This window comes from bacterium (assembly GCA_035528375.1).
In the GTDB taxonomy this organism is placed as follows: domain Bacteria; phylum RBG-13-66-14; class RBG-13-66-14; order RBG-13-66-14; family RBG-13-66-14; genus RBG-13-66-14.
In genome coordinates, this window is sequence record DATKYS010000073.1 from 40184 (window position 1) to 56731 (window position 16548).

At 61.7% G+C, this 16548-nt stretch carries 12 protein-coding genes; 2 read left to right on the top strand and 10 right to left on the bottom strand.

All coding sequences use genetic code 11. The features are described from left to right. Positions 1-43 precede the first annotated feature (43 nt). Both VM054_05775 and VM054_05780 read left to right on the top strand, forming a co-directional pair. The gene (locus VM054_05775) at positions 44-1735 is read left to right on the top strand and encodes an NFACT RNA binding domain-containing protein (GenBank protein HUT98571.1); all 1692 of its coding nucleotides are present in this window, start codon (positions 44-46) and stop codon (positions 1733-1735) included. 256 nt (positions 1736-1991) lie between these two features. Beyond that, positions 1992-2195 (top strand): hypothetical protein, encoded by a 204-nt coding sequence (locus VM054_05780; GenBank protein ID HUT98572.1) that lies wholly within the window; start codon positions 1992-1994, stop codon positions 2193-2195. Between the two features lie 363 nt (positions 2196-2558). On the opposite strand, the gene VM054_05785 is transcribed toward VM054_05780, so the two are convergent. From VM054_05785 to rpoC, 10 genes are all read right to left on the bottom strand, one after another. Next, a complete protein-coding gene (locus VM054_05785) occupies positions 2559-3056 on the bottom strand; it encodes a 3-isopropylmalate dehydratase small subunit (protein ID HUT98573.1) in 498 nt (165 codons plus the stop codon). A gap of 15 nt (positions 3057-3071) precedes the next feature. After that, the gene (locus VM054_05790) at positions 3072-4340 is read right to left on the bottom strand and encodes an aconitase/3-isopropylmalate dehydratase large subunit family protein (protein HUT98574.1); all 1269 of its coding nucleotides are present in this window, start codon (positions 4338-4340) and stop codon (positions 3072-3074) included. Between the two features lie 16 nt (positions 4341-4356). After that, positions 4357-7059 (bottom strand): hypothetical protein, encoded by a 2703-nt coding sequence (locus VM054_05795; protein ID HUT98575.1) that lies wholly within the window; start codon positions 7057-7059, stop codon positions 4357-4359. Between the two features lie 56 nt (positions 7060-7115). Beyond that, positions 7116-7655 (bottom strand): HD domain-containing protein, encoded by a 540-nt coding sequence (locus tag VM054_05800; GenBank protein ID HUT98576.1) that lies wholly within the window; start codon positions 7653-7655, stop codon positions 7116-7118. Positions 7656-7775: 120 nt separating this feature from the next. After that, positions 7776-8552, bottom strand: a complete 777-nt coding sequence (locus VM054_05805) for a citryl-CoA lyase (protein ID HUT98577.1) — start codon at positions 8550-8552, stop codon at positions 7776-7778. Between the two features lie 30 nt (positions 8553-8582). Further along, positions 8583-9497 carry a succinate--CoA ligase subunit alpha gene (gene sucD / locus VM054_05810; GenBank protein ID HUT98578.1) on the bottom strand — a complete coding sequence of 305 codons (915 nt, stop codon included), beginning with the start codon at positions 9495-9497 and terminating at the stop codon, positions 8583-8585. Between the two features lie 378 nt (positions 9498-9875). Continuing rightward, the gene (locus VM054_05815) at positions 9876-10457 is read right to left on the bottom strand and encodes a hypothetical protein (protein ID HUT98579.1); all 582 of its coding nucleotides are present in this window, start codon (positions 10455-10457) and stop codon (positions 9876-9878) included. 168 nt (positions 10458-10625) lie between these two features. Beyond that, positions 10626-11486: a right-handed parallel beta-helix repeat-containing protein gene (locus VM054_05820; protein HUT98580.1), complete on the bottom strand. Its 861-nt coding sequence runs from the start codon at positions 11484-11486 to the stop codon at positions 10626-10628. 77 nt (positions 11487-11563) lie between these two features. Beyond that, positions 11564-12187, bottom strand: coding sequence for a ribosome biogenesis GTP-binding protein YihA/YsxC (yihA, locus tag VM054_05825; GenBank protein HUT98581.1), 624 nt, complete (start codon positions 12185-12187; stop codon positions 11564-11566). Between the two features lie 96 nt (positions 12188-12283). Continuing rightward, positions 12284-16516 (bottom strand): DNA-directed RNA polymerase subunit beta', encoded by a 4233-nt coding sequence (gene rpoC, locus VM054_05830; GenBank protein ID HUT98582.1) that lies wholly within the window; start codon positions 16514-16516, stop codon positions 12284-12286. Between the last annotated feature and the right edge of the window lie 32 nt (positions 16517-16548).

Consider the following 16548-nt stretch of genomic DNA (forward strand, 5'->3'; position numbering starts at 1 on the left):
TATAAATGGCGCCGCTCCCGCGGCTGTGCTAAAATTCCACCCAATGTACGACGGCCTCACCCTTTCCTCCTACCTCTCCCGCTGGCGGCCCCTCCTCGAGGGGGCGAAGGTGATAGACGCCCTCATCCTGGACGCCGCCGACCGCTCGACCAACGCGGAGCTGGAGGACGAACTGCGCGCCGGTGCGGCGGTGGTGTTCGTCCTGGGCGGGGGCGGGGAGGAGCGGGAGCTGGTCTTCGTCAACCCCGGGGCCCGGTCCGGCGTGTTCCTCTGGAAAAAGGCGGGGCTGCGGTGGGCCAAGCCCAGGAGTGTGCGTCGGAAACAGGAGGCCGGTTTTCTGCGCCGCCGCCTGGCAGGGGCGGTGGTCAGCGCGGCGCAGCAGCACGGGCGGGATCGCCTGTTCCGCCTGTATCTCCGGGGGAGCGACGAGCTGGGCGACCCCGCCTCCCTGGCGCTCCATTTCAGCCTCACCGGACGCCGGGCGAACCTCGTCCTCGAAGCGGAGCAGAGGGTCATCTACGCCTTGCGGTCCGGTCCCCGCTACGGGGAGCCGTTCCAACCGGTTTCGGGAGGGGTCGGGACGGTGGGGGAGTACGTTGCGGGGCGGCGCAGCGGGGAAATTACTCCCCGGCGCAAGCGGAGCCTGGCCGGGGAGCTTGTCGTCGGCGTGGACGGCGTCTCCTCCACGGCGGTCACCGAGCTCTTCCGGCGGCTCTCCCTGGCGCCCGACGTGGTTTTCGACCAGCTCAACGCGGAGGCACTCGACCTCCTGGCCGCGGAGGGGGACCGGCTCATCGCCTCGGCGGACGAGGTGCGGTTCTACCCCGCCTCGGGGGTCGTCTCCTCCCTGTCGCTCCTCGGCCTGGGCGAGTCGCGCCCGGCGACGGAGGAGGACGAGACGTTCCTGGTCGCCCGTTTCGAGCGGGAGCACCGCCGCGCGACCCTCGCCGCCCGGCTCCGGGGTGAGTTGGACCGCATCTCCGGTCGTCGGCGGAAGGCCGCCCGGGACAAGGCGGACGCCCTGGACAAGGCGGCCGGCGCCGACGATCTCATGCACGCCGGTCAACAGCTCCTGGCCTCCAGTGACGTCCGTGGGGCCGCCCCCGCCGACCTCACCCTGCCCGAGGGCCGCACCGTCCCCCTGGATCCGGAGGCCAGCCGCCTGGTCAACGCCCAGCGGCTTTTCGAACGGGCGAAGCGGAACCGGCGCGCCCGGGAACACGCCGGCATGCTGGACGACCTGATCGCGTCCCTCGACGCCGAGTACGGCGAGCTCGCGGCGGCGTTGGCCCCCGACGCCCCCCTCGGGGCCCTCGCGGACCTCTACGCGCGGTACGTCGAGTCGGAGAGACCTACGGAGAAAGGCGGACGCGCCCTCCCGGCCAAAGTAGGCCGTCGGGAGCTGCCCGGGGGATTCACCCTCTACTGGGGACGCGACGGGCACGCGAACCAGTTCGTGACCTTCCAGTTGGCCCGCCCGGGCGACGTCTGGTTCCACGTCCAGCAGGGCTCCGGCGCCCACGTGGTCGTGCGCCGACCGGACCGCGAGGCCCCCCTCCCCCCCGACGTCATCGAGGAGGCGGCCGGGCTGGCACTTAAAAACTCCGCCATGCGCACCGCCGCCCACGTGCCCGTCGTTTACACCGAGCGGAGGTACGTCCGCCACCGCCGGGGGGCCCCCGGGTCGGTGTTCTACGAGCGGGAGAAGGTCATTTACATGGACGGCGGCACTTAGGGCCCGCGGGTTCGGGTGGAGCGATTATCCCCATCGGTGCAGCTTAGAGTAGACTAAATGCCTGGCTCCCGCTTCCGCGTTGGAATATTTCTTCCAACGCGTATATAATATTTATGGGCAGATAGAAAGCAGATTCTGCTCCAATCCTTTTTATTTTGCGGAAGGGGTGGCGTTACAAGGACTTAGCTCGTCGCACACAGCCTCGAGTCCATTAACAAATTTACTCGTGGCGGCGATCGCTTATACGGAGGGGAGTATGAACGAGAGTCGAGCGACGTTTCAGGGTGAGGTCGTCCACTGCAGGAAGACGTCCAAGAACGAATTCACGCTAATCGTGCCGAGAATCATGGTCGAGCGGGACCTCAAGCCAGATCAGTTCACCATCAACAATCAGAAGCCGAAGAAGCTGATCTGGGAAAACACCGGCCCGGCGGGCACCCGGATCAGGGCGATAGTGTGACGAAGCGGTAGAGCCCTCACCCCGTCCCGTACCTAGCCGCTCTGATGTAGGGCGGCCCCGTAGGACGAGTCCTCTGCGGGCCGCCGTTTCACTCACCCCGGCCCGTGCTTCGCTGCGATGACGTAGGGGCGGGCCTTCAGGCCCACCCTCGGGCGACCGTGGACGGTCGCCCCTACGGGTGGGTCGCGCGTCGTTCAGGCGTAGGGGCGGGTGTCCACACCCGCCCGGGATTATTTATCCACCGCCATGCACCTAAATGTAGGGCGGGGACTTTAGTCCCCGCCGTTTTTTCTAAACAGCCCTCATCCTCGTCCGCGCCCTGCAGTCCTCACGGCGGGAAAGGTAAACCGCGCAGGACGGCCGTTACGGCTGCTCCGTTTTTATGTACTCCAACAGGCCGCCCGCCCGGCTGATCTCCGCCTCCACGTCGGAGAGCGGCACGCCCGTCACACCCTTCCCGGTGACCAGGTCGGTTACCTCGCCCGAGTCCGTGTCCACCTCGATCTCGTCCCCCTCGGTCACGGCGGAGACTATCCCGGGGCACTCGAGGACCGGGTAACCCAGGTTCACCGCGTTGCGGTAAAAAATCCGCGAGAAGCTCTCGGCGACGATGCAGGCCACGCCGGCGTGCTTGAGGCAGAGGACGGCGTGCTCCCGGGAGCTGCCGCAGCCGAAGTTCTTTCCCGTGACGAGGATGTCTCCGTCCTCGACCTGGGCGACGAAGCCCTCCTTGCCGGGGACGAACTCCAGGGCGTGGGCGGCCATTTCGGAAGGATCGGTCAGCGGCAGGTACTGACCGTGGTAGATCTGGTCGGTGTCAATGTCGTCGCCGACGACCCAGACCTTGCCCCTGAATTTCATCGGGTCTCCCGGTTTTTAAAGGATCGAGGGATCGGTGATGACGCCGCGGGCGGCGCTGGCCGCCGCCGTGGCCGGGCTCGCCAGGTAAATTTCCGCCCCCCGCCCCAGCTTGCCCTCGAAGTTGCGGTTCGAGGTGGAAACGAGCACGTCCCCCGGGGCCAGCACCCCGTGGTGGCCGATGGTGCACAACGAGCAGCCGGGGTTGGTCACCATGGCCCCGGCGCGCATGTAAGTGTCGTAGAGCCCCTCCTCCAGCATCGCCAGGGCCACCTCGGCCGTGGAGGGGACCACGGTGAGCATCACGTCGGGGTGGACCTTCCCGCCGGCGCGGGTGAGCGCCTCGGCTCCGGCGCGGAAGTCCTCGATCCGCCCGTTGGTGCAGCTTCCGATGAAGGCGCTCGTGATGCGCTTCCCGGCCACACCGGCGGCTCCCGCCGGCAGCGCGTTGGTCGGGTAGTGGGGGAGGGCCACCAGGGGACGAAGCCCGTCCACCGAGTAGCCCAGCCTGGCCCGGTAACCGGCGTCGGGGTCCGGCGCCAGCGGCTCCACCTTGCGCCCCAGCCGCCCCTCCAGCCAGGCGTCCACCCGCGGCGACGGCGGGAAGAAGGCTATCTTGGCGTTTATCTCGGTCATCAGGCTGGCCAGGGTCAGCCGGCCGGCGAGGTCCAGCTCGTCTATGGCCTCGCCGGAGAACTCGACGGCCCGGTAGTTGGGAAGGTCCGTGCCGAGCTTGTTGATGAGAAAGAGGGTGAGGTCCTTGGCGCCGGTGGGGTAGGAGTATTTGCCGGTGACGACGACCTTGAGGGTGGGGGGGCACTTGAACCACAGGCGGCCGGTCTTCCAGGCGGCGACCACGTCCGTCGTCCCGCACCCCGTGGCGAAGCAGTTCACCGCGCCCAAAAGGTTCATGTGGCTGTCGGTGCCGATGACCACCTGGCCGGGGTAGATGCGGCCGTCCTCCAGGAGCACGTGCTGGCCGATACCGCGGTTGACGTCGTAGAGCGACTCGATACCGTGCTTCTTGGCGAATTTCCGGCAGATGCCCTGGTTCTCGGCGACCTTGGTGACCTTGGCCGGGGCCTGGTAGTCGAAGGTCATGGCGATGCGGGAGGGGTCCGCCGGTGGCGTGTCGCCGAAGTGCTCCTCGTACTCGAGGACGACGTTGGGGCCGCCGAAGTCGCGCACCACCGCCAGGTCCACGTCCACCCAGACGCGGTCCAGCGGCTCCACGTCCCGCCCCGCCGCCCGCGAGAGAATCTTCTCGATTACGGTCTTCCCCGCCATTAACACCTAACTTTCTTTAGTCAAAGTACTTAAATTCTTCAGTAAGCAAACGATAAATTTCTTGTAACACTGTCTTTTTCTTTTCGTTTATTTCTTTAATTTGTTTATCTATATCATCCGCACGATTTACCTCTGCATATTTTTTAATTTGAACTATGCCTGAAAAAGGCGTAATGAAGTCTGGGTAATTGAAGTACTTGAAATAAGGCTCATCATCTAAACCAACAGATGGAACAAAGCTATTTACACAGTACTTAGTTTTCCATACTTCGTACAATTTTCTAATTGAATCCACTAATTCCCTCGCCATAATCGGTCTTTTCACCACCTGGTTGTCTAGTGTCTTGGACCAAAAAGAATCAGGATTTGTAGGACAGAGTGGGTTGTCAACAAATACTTCTGGTGCACCATTAATCGGATTATCTGCCTCAAACTTCGTAACGACACAGCTGCTTTCAGCCAAACCGAAAGTAAAACACAATGAATAGAAGTACTTATTAAATTTCTCTGTAATGTTGGGCATCCAGATGTCGTACTGGTTCGCCCAAAGTGGATACCCATGAACAATTAGTGCCTTTGTCATAGCAAACCATGTAAATAATTTCTTAGATGAATCTAAATCATAGGCACAGTAACCCCTATTATCTGGAGGACCATTAAGTAATCTAGTTCTATTCATACCCTTAAAATCACTATCTAGTCTGAACCAAACGTGTTCTTCGTGATTTTGTGTAAAACGGCCATCGTCTTTTGGCTTGATACGAACCGGAGTCTCATCATCCATAAAACCTATGTATTGAGAGCTTGTAATCCCGTAGGTTTTTTTATTCTTTCTTCTCGGATCTTCAAGGGGCAAGCCACCCACCACATCAAGTTGTTGCTCTGCTTTAGTTCTACTTCTTTTAAAATCATACATCTTCTGACCACACCACTCTTTAATAGAGAGTCTGTCCTGAGTTAATTTAATCGTCTTACTACCTCGCACAACCTTTTGTAAAGCCAAGTTTATCTCGTTTAACGAGCCCTGCCAGTTAATACATAAAGCATCCTTTTTCATTTTCGTATAGTCTTTCAACTTTACCACATTATTATTGCCATTATTTTTATAATTGTAGCTCCATATTGTAAAGGTAATTGGCCATTTACCGCCTATCTTGAAGAATTCTCTACTTGTCACCATAAAACCCTTTTCAAACTTGAAATGCTTGTCAAACTCTCTTCGGAATGGTATGTAAGTTGGCCGAGGGATGAGCCAAGAAGTAGGCGTAAAAATCATCAATAGTGGTTTTATGTCTGGCCTTTCAGCGACCTGTAACTTGCAGATGTTAAGTATTTGTCCAAGGAAGGCGAGGTATCTCTCATTCCCCGCGTCCTTGCCCGTTAGCTCTAGAATGGATTCGTCAATTACATAATCTGCGCCGGTAGTCTTGCGGTATCTTTCATTTTCATCCGTGCTCTTGTAAGGCGGATTTAGTAGAAATGCAATTGGTTTATCAAGCTTTAAGTTATTCTCATTCAATTCATTTTTAATATAAGTCAAATAATCAAAAGCTGTTTTATCAAGGAAGTTTAGTCCTTCCCCTAGTGCAGTTTTAGGGACGATAGTGAAGCCAATTTTTATTTGATCTTCGTCCGCCTTCATCCTTCGCTCAATAATTCTTAATAAATCAGGATTTATCTCTGAAACTATTTTGTGTTTTAGATGATTACGCCAGCTTGTTACAAGATTACCAGAGCCACCCGCTGGGTCAAGCACTATATACTTCTCGCTCAACTTCTTTTCAAAGTAATGATGTTCAAACCAAAGCGCGAATCTGCTTAGGTTATGATCGGTGAAGAACACGCCATGTTGCTTCGTGTATTCGGGTTCTAATCTGGTTATGACTTCATCAAAACGACTGAAGTAATAATCAACAGTCAACCCTGAACCCTCGTTAGTAAAGATGTAATATTTCTCGACAAACTTGCGGAATTCATCATGATGTCTAGGATTTACAAAGAACTCTTCACTCCGCCTCCTGCCACTTTGAATATTGAGGTAAGCCAGTTTATTAGGTGCAGGGTCTGCGACAATTGAGGTGACGTCCCAGAATTTGACTATCGTGTAGAAGCAATGAATCGCCTTTAAAGGATCATCAAAGTAAGCCTTTAAAAGTTCAATTATTTGAATGAAGTTTTGAGGATTTATTTGGAGCCGCACCGAATCTAAGTGCTTTAGTGAATCGGCAAACTCAGCAATTCGGATGTTTACATCACCGCTAAATAATCCTTCGAAGTCCTCCTTTCTAAGACAAATAGCGGCTGAACTAATAATTTCCACAATTTGACCCTTACTTGTCTTTCTCGCGTTACTTCTACCTACTTCATTAGCCGCTTTATGAGCGCTGGCTTTATCAGCTAAATCAAGTGCAAATTGCGGGATTGAGGACAGCTTCCATAAACCTATAAACTTATGTGCAATTACACAAACGGCTGAGAAATTCATACCCTTTTTACGGTAATGAAGCACTTGATAAAAACCGGGAAGCCAATCGTCATATTCAGTTTTCAACTCAATACCTAATCGCGATTCGATATAAATATCTAAATTTTCTGCATCTGATTCTTTACGAATAGTACGGAAAATACTTGTAAATAAAGGATATACAAGATGATTTGTCGCATCCTCGGTTTTATCACTTAATAGATATTTTTTAAGGTCTTCTAACTGCTTTTTCATACTACACCCCTAGCTACTTAAAAGTAGTTTTAAAAACAAGTAGGTGTTATCTTGCCCTACTTGAACTCTTTCTTCAGCGCGTTGAACCAGGTGAAGTCGGCCTGGTGGATGATTATCGCCTCGGCGGTGCGGGGGGTCCTGTCCCCCTCGAAGGCGTGGGAGCCTATCATGTGGGCGATTTTCACCGGCAGCCCAACCGTCATCGCCAGCCAGACCCCGGTGATGGGGTGTCGCAGGTAGCGGCCGATGCGGCTCTTAACGAACCCCCCGTCGCCCTTGCCGAACTCCAGGAGCTTCCCCACGTCGTGCAGGAGCGCCCCGGCGATGACGTACTGGTGGTTCACCTTGAGGTCGTCCTGGTCCAACTGGTTGATGACCCCGGCCATGGCGTCGGCCAGAAGCGTCACCCCCCGGGTGTGCTCGACGAGGGTCACCTGCGTCTCGATCTGGAGGGTGAAGGGTATTTCCAGGGCCTCCTCGAAGGTCCACTCACCCAGGTCAATCCCGCGCAGCCAGCACTCGATGCACATCTCACGCAGGCCTATGTCCTCGATGAGCTTGAACTCGGGGATCGCCTCTAAAAGCTTCTCGACCATGTCGCTCCTTTTGGGGGGGCCCGATACGTGAGGATGGTATCACCTCCGGGGCCTGAGTGGAACCCCCCGAAAAAAACCGCCCCCGGGGGACGGTTTGAGAATCGGATCGAGGTTGACGATCTACCCTCCATCGGAGCGGAGGGTCTTGCCGGCCTGGCCGCCGTACTCGCAATCCTCGACGACTATCTTGCGCATGGGCTTGAAGGCGGTGCGCTCCTCGTGGACGTGGGCGATGAGGCCGGGGAACCGGGCCAGGGCGAAGACGAGGTTTCCGACCTCGGGCGGGAAGCCCAGCTCGCAGAGAACGGCGGCGATGGCGCCGTCCACGTTCAGGGGCATCTTGTGCCCCACGTCCTCGGAGAGCGCGTCGGCCAGGGCGAGGGCGTAGGCGCAGTAGCGGCCGTGGAATCCGTGCTCCCGGGCCAGGGACAAAATGCGCTGTGTGCGCGGGTCTTTGTTGTGGTAGCGGTGGCCGAAGCCGAAGAGGACGCGCTTGGAGTCGCGGGCCGCCTTCACCGCCGCCTTGGCCGCCTCCACGATTTCCCCCGCGTCCTCGGGTATGCCGGAGAAGGCGCGCATGGCGTTCTCGATGGCGCCGCCGTGGTAGTCGGAGATGGTGGCGATCCCGCCCGCCGCCGCCTGCACCAGCGGGACGCCGGTGGAGGCCATGGTGCGGGCCACCTGGGTCGAGGGCGGCGTGACGCCGTGGTCCACCGAGCTGGCCAGTACGGCGTCGAAGAGCCGGGCCTCCGCCTCGACGGGCAGCCGGCCCATCACGGCCAGGAAGGCCACCGAGGTGAAGGGGACCGCCCCGATGAGCTCGTCGAGGGCGTACCCCCTCAGCGTCAAGCGGTTCGGCTCCACCCGGGTGATTTTGGTGATCCACTTCTCACCCACGCGACCTCCGATCGGTGTTGACGGAACACTTTAGCCGCCGACGCGGCCGCCCTCGATGACGTGGGGCTCGTTGGCGGGCTCGATGCCGAGCTCGGAGAGAATACGCGGGATGTCGGCGAAGGTTTTGGCGATGCGGGCCCCGGCGCCCTCGAGAGCCTCAAGTTTGCTATCGGCCGTGCCCATGCGCCCCTCGACGATGGCTCCGGCGTGGCCCATGCGTTTTCCGGGCGGGGCGAAGACGCCGCCGATCATGGCCACCACCGGCTTCTTCATCGCCCGGACGGCCGGGGCGGCCAGCTCCTCGTAAATCCCGCCTATCTCACCGGTGATGACCACGGCGTCGGTCCCGTCGTCGGCGTCGAAGAGCGGCAGGAGGTCGTTGTAAGTCGAGCCCAGAACCGGATCGCCGCCCATCCCCACGCAGGTTGATTCGCCGTAGCCCGACCGGGTCAGCGTGTCGGCGATGTAGTAGGTGATGGAGCCGGAGCGGGAAAGTGTGCCGACGCGGCCCCGCTCGAAGGCCAGCGGAGGGATGATGCCCACGTTGCAGCGGCCCGGGGAGATGACCCCCGCCGTGTTGCCCCCGAGGACCCGGGTGCCGCTCTTCTCGCTCTCCTCGCGCAGGCGGAGCATGTCGTGGACCGGGATGTGCTCGGGGACGACGACGACCAGTCTCATGCCGGCGCGGCAGGCCTCCACGGCGGAATCCAAAACGTAGCGGGCCGGGAGGAACAGGACGCTCACGTCGGCCCCGGTGGCCTCCACCGCATCGGCCACGGTGTCGAAGACCGGTACCCCTTCGACCTCCTGGCCGCCCTTGCCGGGGGAGGTGCCGGCGACGACGCGGGTGCCGTAGGAGAGCATCCGGGAGGCGTGGAAGCGGCCGGTCTTGCCGGTGATGCCCTGGACCAGGACGCGGGAGTTCTCGTCTATGAGGATGGCCACGGGGCTCCCCCTGGTTGAAATTGACGGCGGTGAAGGTAGCAGAGGCGGGCTTTCAAGTCAACCGGCCCGGTCCCACCCGAGGAGCCCATGACACGTGTGGCAGCCGGGTCTTGCAGGTCATCGTCGTTCAACGGCCGTCAGCGGGGTCTCCAAACCCTCCCGTGCATCAAAAAACGATGCTGTTAAAAAAGACGCCCCCTCCGACGTCTCCGCAGTGAGTTATCCTTGCAAGCCCTCCCTCACCCCTGCACCGGGGGGACCGGTGGGCATTAAAAAAACGCCCGACCGGACGTGCCTGGAATATCGCAGCGGATGCGATCCGCAATACCGCAGGCAACATTAAAAGACGCCCGACCAGACGCGCCCGGCGACCGGCCGCTACTCCTCCGGCTCCTCGGGGACCTGGATGGGCAGGGTCACCTCGGCCATGAGGCTATCGGGCAGGCCCTCGGTGCCCCAGTTCAGGAAGTAGTCGCAGGCGGTGCCGGTAATCTCGAAGCCGGCCTTCTCGGCCCAGGCGGCGAGCTCCTCGTGCTCCCAGGCGCGTGTTTCGGACCAGGGGCCGCTGGTTTCCAGGTAGGCCACCAGCCGCTCGGGGAGATTCTGGGTCGAGAGGTCCCCCCAGGGGTTGACCTCGGACGACACGCACACCCCGACCTGGTACCGGGCGCGGCCGTCGTCCCCCTTCCCGAGGTAGCGGATGAAGGGAGGGCCGGCCGGGGCGACCCCGTGGGCGGCGAGCTCCGTGTCCAGCCCGGCGAGGGCGTCCATGCCGTCGGTGTACTCCCCCGTCCGCTCCCGGAGGAGGGCGGAGGCCGACTGGAGGTACATGGTGCTGAACTCGAGGACCGGTTCGACCGTGTCCGTCGTCCGCTCCGTCTCCGGCTCCTCCGACTCGCACGCGCAGAGTGCCGCCAGAAGCACCGACGCCGCGACCACTATGGACCAACGTGAGCGCAAGGGTCCTCCTTATCCGCAGAGGGTATGGTAGCGGGACCGGTGCCGGCTGTCAAGAGCCCAAAAGGGCGACCCGGTGGACCGCCTTAAAAAGGCGTCGAATGCGACTGCGGTTTTTTTCGCGGAAAAAGGCGGCCCGGTGGACCGCCTTAAACATCCTTAAAGCGCGGATCAGTAATCCTCGTAGGCGGACTTGATGAGGCCCCAGGTCTGCCAGGCCACGCCGCCGCCGTCCCCCGCGGGCTCGGTCAGGAAGGGGACGAAATCCACCTCGCCCAGGACGCTGCGGTCGTGGTAGTCGAAGATATTCTGGGCAATCTCCATCTCGTCCACGGAATCCCACCAGTTCTCGGTGGCGTCAATGTTGTAGATGGAATCGTTCACCAGGTTGTAGGGGTAGTTGTCGAAGAGGTTGTTCTGGTTGATGGTGGCCGCGCAGTCCATGAGGTTGATCCCGCCCTGGTAGGGCAGCCCGGAGCCGTTGCCCACGATGGTGCAGCCGAAGATGTCCGGCGGGGTGCCGCCCACGATGCCGATGCCGTGGACCGAGCAGTTGGTTATCTCGAGCCCGGTTATGGACGACGACATGGAGGAGCTGACGGTCATATTCCACAGAAGGAGGCCCTCTTTGGCGTATTCGAGGCGGCAGTTCTCTAAAATCACCGGGTTGTCGCCCTCGACCACGATGGCGCCCCAGTCACCGGGGAACGGTATCTGTTCGTTTGAGGTGAAGACGATGGGCCAGCCGGGGGTTCCCTCGGCGATCAGAGAGCCGTGGATGACGATGATCTCGGCGCCGTCCCAGCGGCCGCCGTCGTGGCTCACCTTGTCGAAGCGCACGGTGACGCCGTCCTCGATGCGCAGCGTGGCCCCGTTGGTGACGTACAGGTTGCCGTAGACCACGTACGGGGAACCGGAGATGTCCCAGACGGTATCCTCGGTGATATCCTCCTGGAGGATGGCCGTGAACCCGGCCGACGTCGCCCCGGCGAGGGCGAGCCCGAAGAGAACGGTCCAAAACGCTTTGGGCATGACTAACACCACCCTTCACCCCCATCGGGGGCGAGCAGGTTGTGGAAAGCCCGTTCAATGTAGCACTTCCCGAGCTCTCAGTCAAGCCCCCCGTGGCGCCGGAGCATCTCGAGGACCGCCGACCACAGCTCCTGGCGCCCTGCGCCGGTAACCGCCGAGAAGGGGATGGGCATCTCCCCGAGCGCGCGGCGGTGTTCGGCCAGGGCTTGCCGGAGGCGGTTGCGGGAAAGCTTGTCGGCCTTGGTCGCCGCCACGACGGCGGGAACCCCCAGGGCTCCCAGCCACTCCCGGGCGGCGACGTCGCTCTCCAGACCGGGGTGGCGGGCGTCAACGATCTGCACCGCGCCGGCGCGTGACGGCCGGGAGGCGGCCAGAATGGCGCACGCCAGCTCGTCGAAGCGCTCCTCTTCGGACTTCGGCGCCCGAGCGTAGCCGTAGCCCGGCGTATCCACCAGGCGCAGGTCGGTAAAGCCCCGCCCCGTGCGCAACTGGACCTGGTAGAAATTCAAAAGCCGGGTCTTGCCCGGCGTGGAGCTGGTGTAGGCCAGACGCTTCCGGCCCACGAGGTTGTTGATGAGGCTGGACTTGCCCACGTTGGAGCGACCGAGGAGCGCTATTTCCGGCACCACGGGTTCCGGGAGGCCGTCCGGCGAGGCCGCGCTCGTGACGAACTCGGCCCGGAGCACGCGGTATTCAGCCATCCCGTCCCCCGGCCCGCGGTCGGCTAATCCCAGGCCACCTTTTCGGTGGAGAAAAAGTCAAATCAGACGCCCATCCAATCCCCGGGCCCGCGCAATTTAATCGTGCTCCTCGAGCTCCTCTTCGGGAATCACCGGTTCGCCCTCCTCCTTTTCGACTTCGGTCTCCTCCTCGTCGGGCTCATCGGCGGACCCGTCGAAAACCTCGAATTGGAGGGCCGTTCCTCCGGGCGCCTTCTCCACCTCTTCCTGCGGCTCGGCGGTGTACTTGACCTCCGCCGCGGTTTCGTAGACTGCCTCGGAGTGCAGGCCGGTGCCGGCGGGAATCAGCCGCCCCACGAGCACGTTCTCCTTCAGACCGCGGAGGAAGTCCCGCTTACCCGCCACGGCGGCCTCGGCCAGGACGCGGGTCGTGTCCTGGAAGCTGGAGGCCGACAGGAAGCTCACCGTGGACAGGCTGGCCTTGGTGATTCCCTGAAGCACGGGATGGGCGGTGGCCGGTCTCCCCCCCTCCTCGATGACGGCCCGGTTCTCGTCCCGGTAGGCGTGGCGGTCCACCAGCTCGCCCGGAAGGAAGCGCGTGTCACCGATGTCGTCTATCTGCACCCGGCGGAGCATCTTGCGGACGATGACCTCCATGTGCTTGTCGTTGATGGAGACTCCCTGGAGCCGGTAAACCTCCTGGATCTGGTTGACCAGGTACTCCTGCACGATGGTCGAGCCCTTCACCGCCAAAAGGTCGTGGGGGTTGATGTCCCCCTCGGTCAGGGGATCGCCGGCCTGAACCTCGTCACCCTCGAAAACGATGACGTGTTTGCCGAAGGGCACGAGGTACTCCCGCTCTTCAACCTCGTTGGCAACCTTGATCGAACGCTTGCCCTTCTTGGGCTGGCCGAAGGAGACGCGGCCGTCTATCTCGGTGATGGTGGCGGGATTCTTGGGCTTGCGGGCCTCGAGGAGCTCGACGACCCGGGGCAGGCCGCCGGTGATGTCCGAGGTCTTGCCCCACTCCAGCGGGATCTTGGCCAGCACGTCGCCGGCCTTGACCTCCTCGTCGTGGTGGGACAGGAGGTAGGCGCCGATGGGCACCGAGTAAACCTCCTCCTTGTCATTCTCGCCGTGGACTAAAATCTGGGGGTGGAGCTTCTTGTCCTTGTATTCGGTGATGACGCGCTGGATGCGTTCCGAGGACTCGTCGAGCTCCTCGGCCATGGTCACGCCGTCCAGGATGTCCACGAACTCCACCATACCCTCGATGGTGGAAAGAATCGGGCTGGTGTAAGGCTCCCAGGCCAGGAGGATGTCACCCCGCTTGACTTTCTGGTCGTGCCCGGCCCGGACCTCGGCCCCGTAGGGCACGTCGTACTTTATGAGCTCGTTGCCCTCGTCGTCGTAGAGGACGATGTGGCCGTTGCGGCTGTTGGCCAGGCGGTGGCCCTCCTGGTTGACGATGGTGTCCAGGTTGTGCAGCTCGACGCGGCCGGGGCGGCGAGCCTCGGCGTGGGTCTGCTGGATGATCCGACTCGCGGTGCCGCCGATGTGGAAGGTGCGCAGGGTGAGCTGGGTGCCCGGCTCGCCGATGCTCTGGGCGGAGATGACGCCCACCGCCTCCCCGATGTCCACCAGCTTACCCGTGGCCAGGTTCGCCCCGTAGCACAGGGCGCACACCCCGTGCTCCGCCTCGCAGGTCAACACCGAACGAATCTTCACGCGCTCCAAGCCGGAATCCTCGATGATGAGCGATTTTTCCTCGCCGATCAGCTCGCCGGAGTGCGCGAGGACCTCGTTGGTCACCGGGTGGTAGATGTCGTCGAGCACCACCCGCCCGAGGATGCGGTCCGACAGGGGCTCGATGATTTCGTCGCCCTCGTGGAGGGCCTCGATGTCTATCCCCCGGATCGTCTCGCAGTCGTGGAGGGTGACGATGGTGTCCTGGGCCACGTCCACCAGCCGGCGGGTGAGGTAGCCGGCGTCGGCGGTCTTCAGGGCCGTGTCGGCCAGCCCTTTCCGGGCGCCGTGGGTGGAGATGAAGTACTCCAGAACCGACAGGCCGTCGCGGAAGTTGGCCAGAATCGGCTCCTCGATGATCTCGCCGATGGAGCCGGTGACCTTCTTCTGGGGTTTGGCCATCAGGCCGCGCATCCCGGCTAGCTGTCGTATCTGCTGGCGACTGCCCCGCGCCCCCGAGTCGGCCATCATGAAGATGGGGTTGTAGCCCCCGTGGTTCCGCGACAGGGTGAGGAACATCTGGTCGGCAACGTGGTCCGTGGCGTCGGTCCAGGCGTCAATGACCATGTTGTAGCGTTCACCGTTTGAAATCTCGCCCCTTTTGTAGTCCCGGGTCACCCGCTTCACCGCCTCCTCGGTCTTGTGAATGATGACGGGCTTCTCTTCGGGGATGACCATGTCGTCAATCCCCACGGTGAGACCCGACTGGGTGGCGAACCGGAATCCGGCCCACTTGAGGTTGTCCAGCAGCTCGACGGTCAGGTCCTCGCCGTAATGCTTGTAGCATTCGCCGACGAGCTTCGTTACGGCGCTCTTCTTCATCAGCTGCGACTCCCAGCGCATCCGGGGCGGCAGGAGCTGGTTGAAGAGCACGATGCCCACGGTGGTGTAGACTCGGCCCTCGCCCGAGAGGTCCTCCGGGAGAACCTGCCAGTCGGGGTCGCGCCGGACCAGAACGTCCTCGTGGAGGTCCAGCATTCCCAGGTCGTAGCCGAGCCTGACCGCGTCTATGTTCGGGAATCGGCGGCACTTCTCCGGCGGGGTGCGTTCCAGCTTCGGCTTCGTCATGTAATACACGCCCAGGACCATGTCCTTGGTAGGCGTGGCCAAGGCCGAGCCGTTGGCCGGGGAGAGGATGTTGTGCGTGGCGAGCATCAACAGGCGCGACTCGAGCTGGCTTTCCACGGAGAGCGGCACGTGGACCGCCATCTGGTCGCCGTCGAAGTCGGCGTTGAACGCGGTGCAAACCAGGGGGTGGATGCGGATGGCCTCCCCCTCGACCAGCACCGGCTGGAAGGACTGGATGCCGAGGCGGTGCAGGGTCGGCGCGCGGTTGAGCATCACCGGGTGGTCCTGGATGATCTCCTCCAGGATGTCCCACACCTCGGGCGAGACTTGGTCCAGGAGCTTTCGGGCGCTCTTGACGGTGTGGACGATACCCGCCTGCTCGAGGCGCATGATGACGAAGGGGCGGAAGAGCTCCAGGGCCATACGCTTGGGGATGCCGCACTGGTGGAGTTTGAGCTCCGGGCCGACCACGATCACCGAGCGGCCTGAGTAGTCCACCCGCTTGCCCAAGAGGTTCTGGCGGAACCGGCCCATCTTGCCCTTGACCGTGTGGGAGAGGGACTTGAGGGGCCGGTTGCCGGAGCCGCGCACGGCGCGCCCGCGACGGCCGTTGTCGAAGAGCGCGTCCACGGCTTCCTGCAGCATCCGCTTCTCGTTGCGCAGGATGACCGCCGGAGCCGACAGCTCCTTCAGGCGACGCAGACGGTTGTTGCGGTGGATCACCGAGCGGTAGAGGTCGTTCAGGTCGCTGGTGGCGAAGCGCCCCCCGTCCAGGGGGACCAGGGGCCGCAGCTCGGGCGGAATCACCGGGATGACGTCGAGGATCATCCACTCGGGCCGGTTGCCGCTCTTGCGGAAGGCCTCGGCGATGCCCAGCCGCTTGAGGATGCTGTGCCTCGCCTGCTTCGAGGAAGCCGCCTCCAGCTCAGCCCTGAGGTCGGTCACCAGGTCCTCGAGGTCTATGGCGGTGAGCATTTCCCGGATGACCCCGGCCCCCATGTCGGCCTCGAAGTCGTAGCTGAAGGCCGCCCGCGCTTTCTGGTACTGCTCCTCGGTCAGAAGTTGCTTGTACGAAAGGGGCGTCGAGCCCGGGTCGGTGACGATGTAGCTCTCGTAGTAGAGCACCCGCTCCAGGTCCCGGGTGGAGATGTTCAAGAGCGTGGCCACCCGGCTCGGGGTGCCCTTGACGTACCAGATGTGGGCCACCGGCACCTCGAGCTCGATGTGCCCCAGCCGCTCCCGCCGGACCTTGGCCAGCGTCACCTCGACGCCGCAGCGGTCGCAGATGACCCCCTTGTTCTTCACCCGCTTGTACTTGCCGCAGAAGCACTCCCAGTCGCGGGTGGGCCCGAAGATGCGCTCGCAGAAGAGACCGTCCTTCTCCGCGCGCAGGGTGCGGTAGTTGATGGTCTCCGCCTTCTTCACCTCTCCGTTGGACCAGGAGCGGATGGTCTCCGGCGAGGCCATGGTGATGCGGATCTTGTTGAAACGGTTCGTCTTCGCCGGTTGAAAGGGCGATATGGCCGTGTAGCTCATCAATCCCTCTTCTGGCTCGTCAGGCGATTAAA

Bases quoted from the DNA above. Each gene is read 5' to 3' on its own strand.
- VM054_05775 (HUT98571.1), top strand. From the start codon at position 44: ATGTACGACGGCCTCACCCTTTCCTCCTACCTCTCCCGCTGGCGGCCC.
- VM054_05780 (HUT98572.1), top strand. From the start codon at position 1,992: ATGAACGAGAGTCGAGCGACGTTTCAGGGTGAGGTCGTCCACTGCAGG.
- VM054_05785 (HUT98573.1), bottom strand. From the start codon at position 3,056: ATGAAATTCAGGGGCAAGGTCTGGGTCGTCGGCGACGACATTGACACC.
- VM054_05790 (HUT98574.1), bottom strand. From the start codon at position 4,340: ATGGCGGGGAAGACCGTAATCGAGAAGATTCTCTCGCGGGCGGCGGGG.
- VM054_05795 (HUT98575.1), bottom strand. From the start codon at position 7,059: ATGAAAAAGCAGTTAGAAGACCTTAAAAAATATCTATTAAGTGATAAA.
- VM054_05800 (HUT98576.1), bottom strand. From the start codon at position 7,655: ATGGTCGAGAAGCTTTTAGAGGCGATCCCCGAGTTCAAGCTCATCGAG.
- VM054_05820 (HUT98580.1), bottom strand. From the start codon at position 11,486: ATGCCCAAAGCGTTTTGGACCGTTCTCTTCGGGCTCGCCCTCGCCGGG.
- yihA (HUT98581.1), bottom strand. From the start codon at position 12,187: ATGGCTGAATACCGCGTGCTCCGGGCCGAGTTCGTCACGAGCGCGGCC.
- rpoC (HUT98582.1), bottom strand. From the start codon at position 16,516: ATGAGCTACACGGCCATATCGCCCTTTCAACCGGCGAAGACGAACCGT.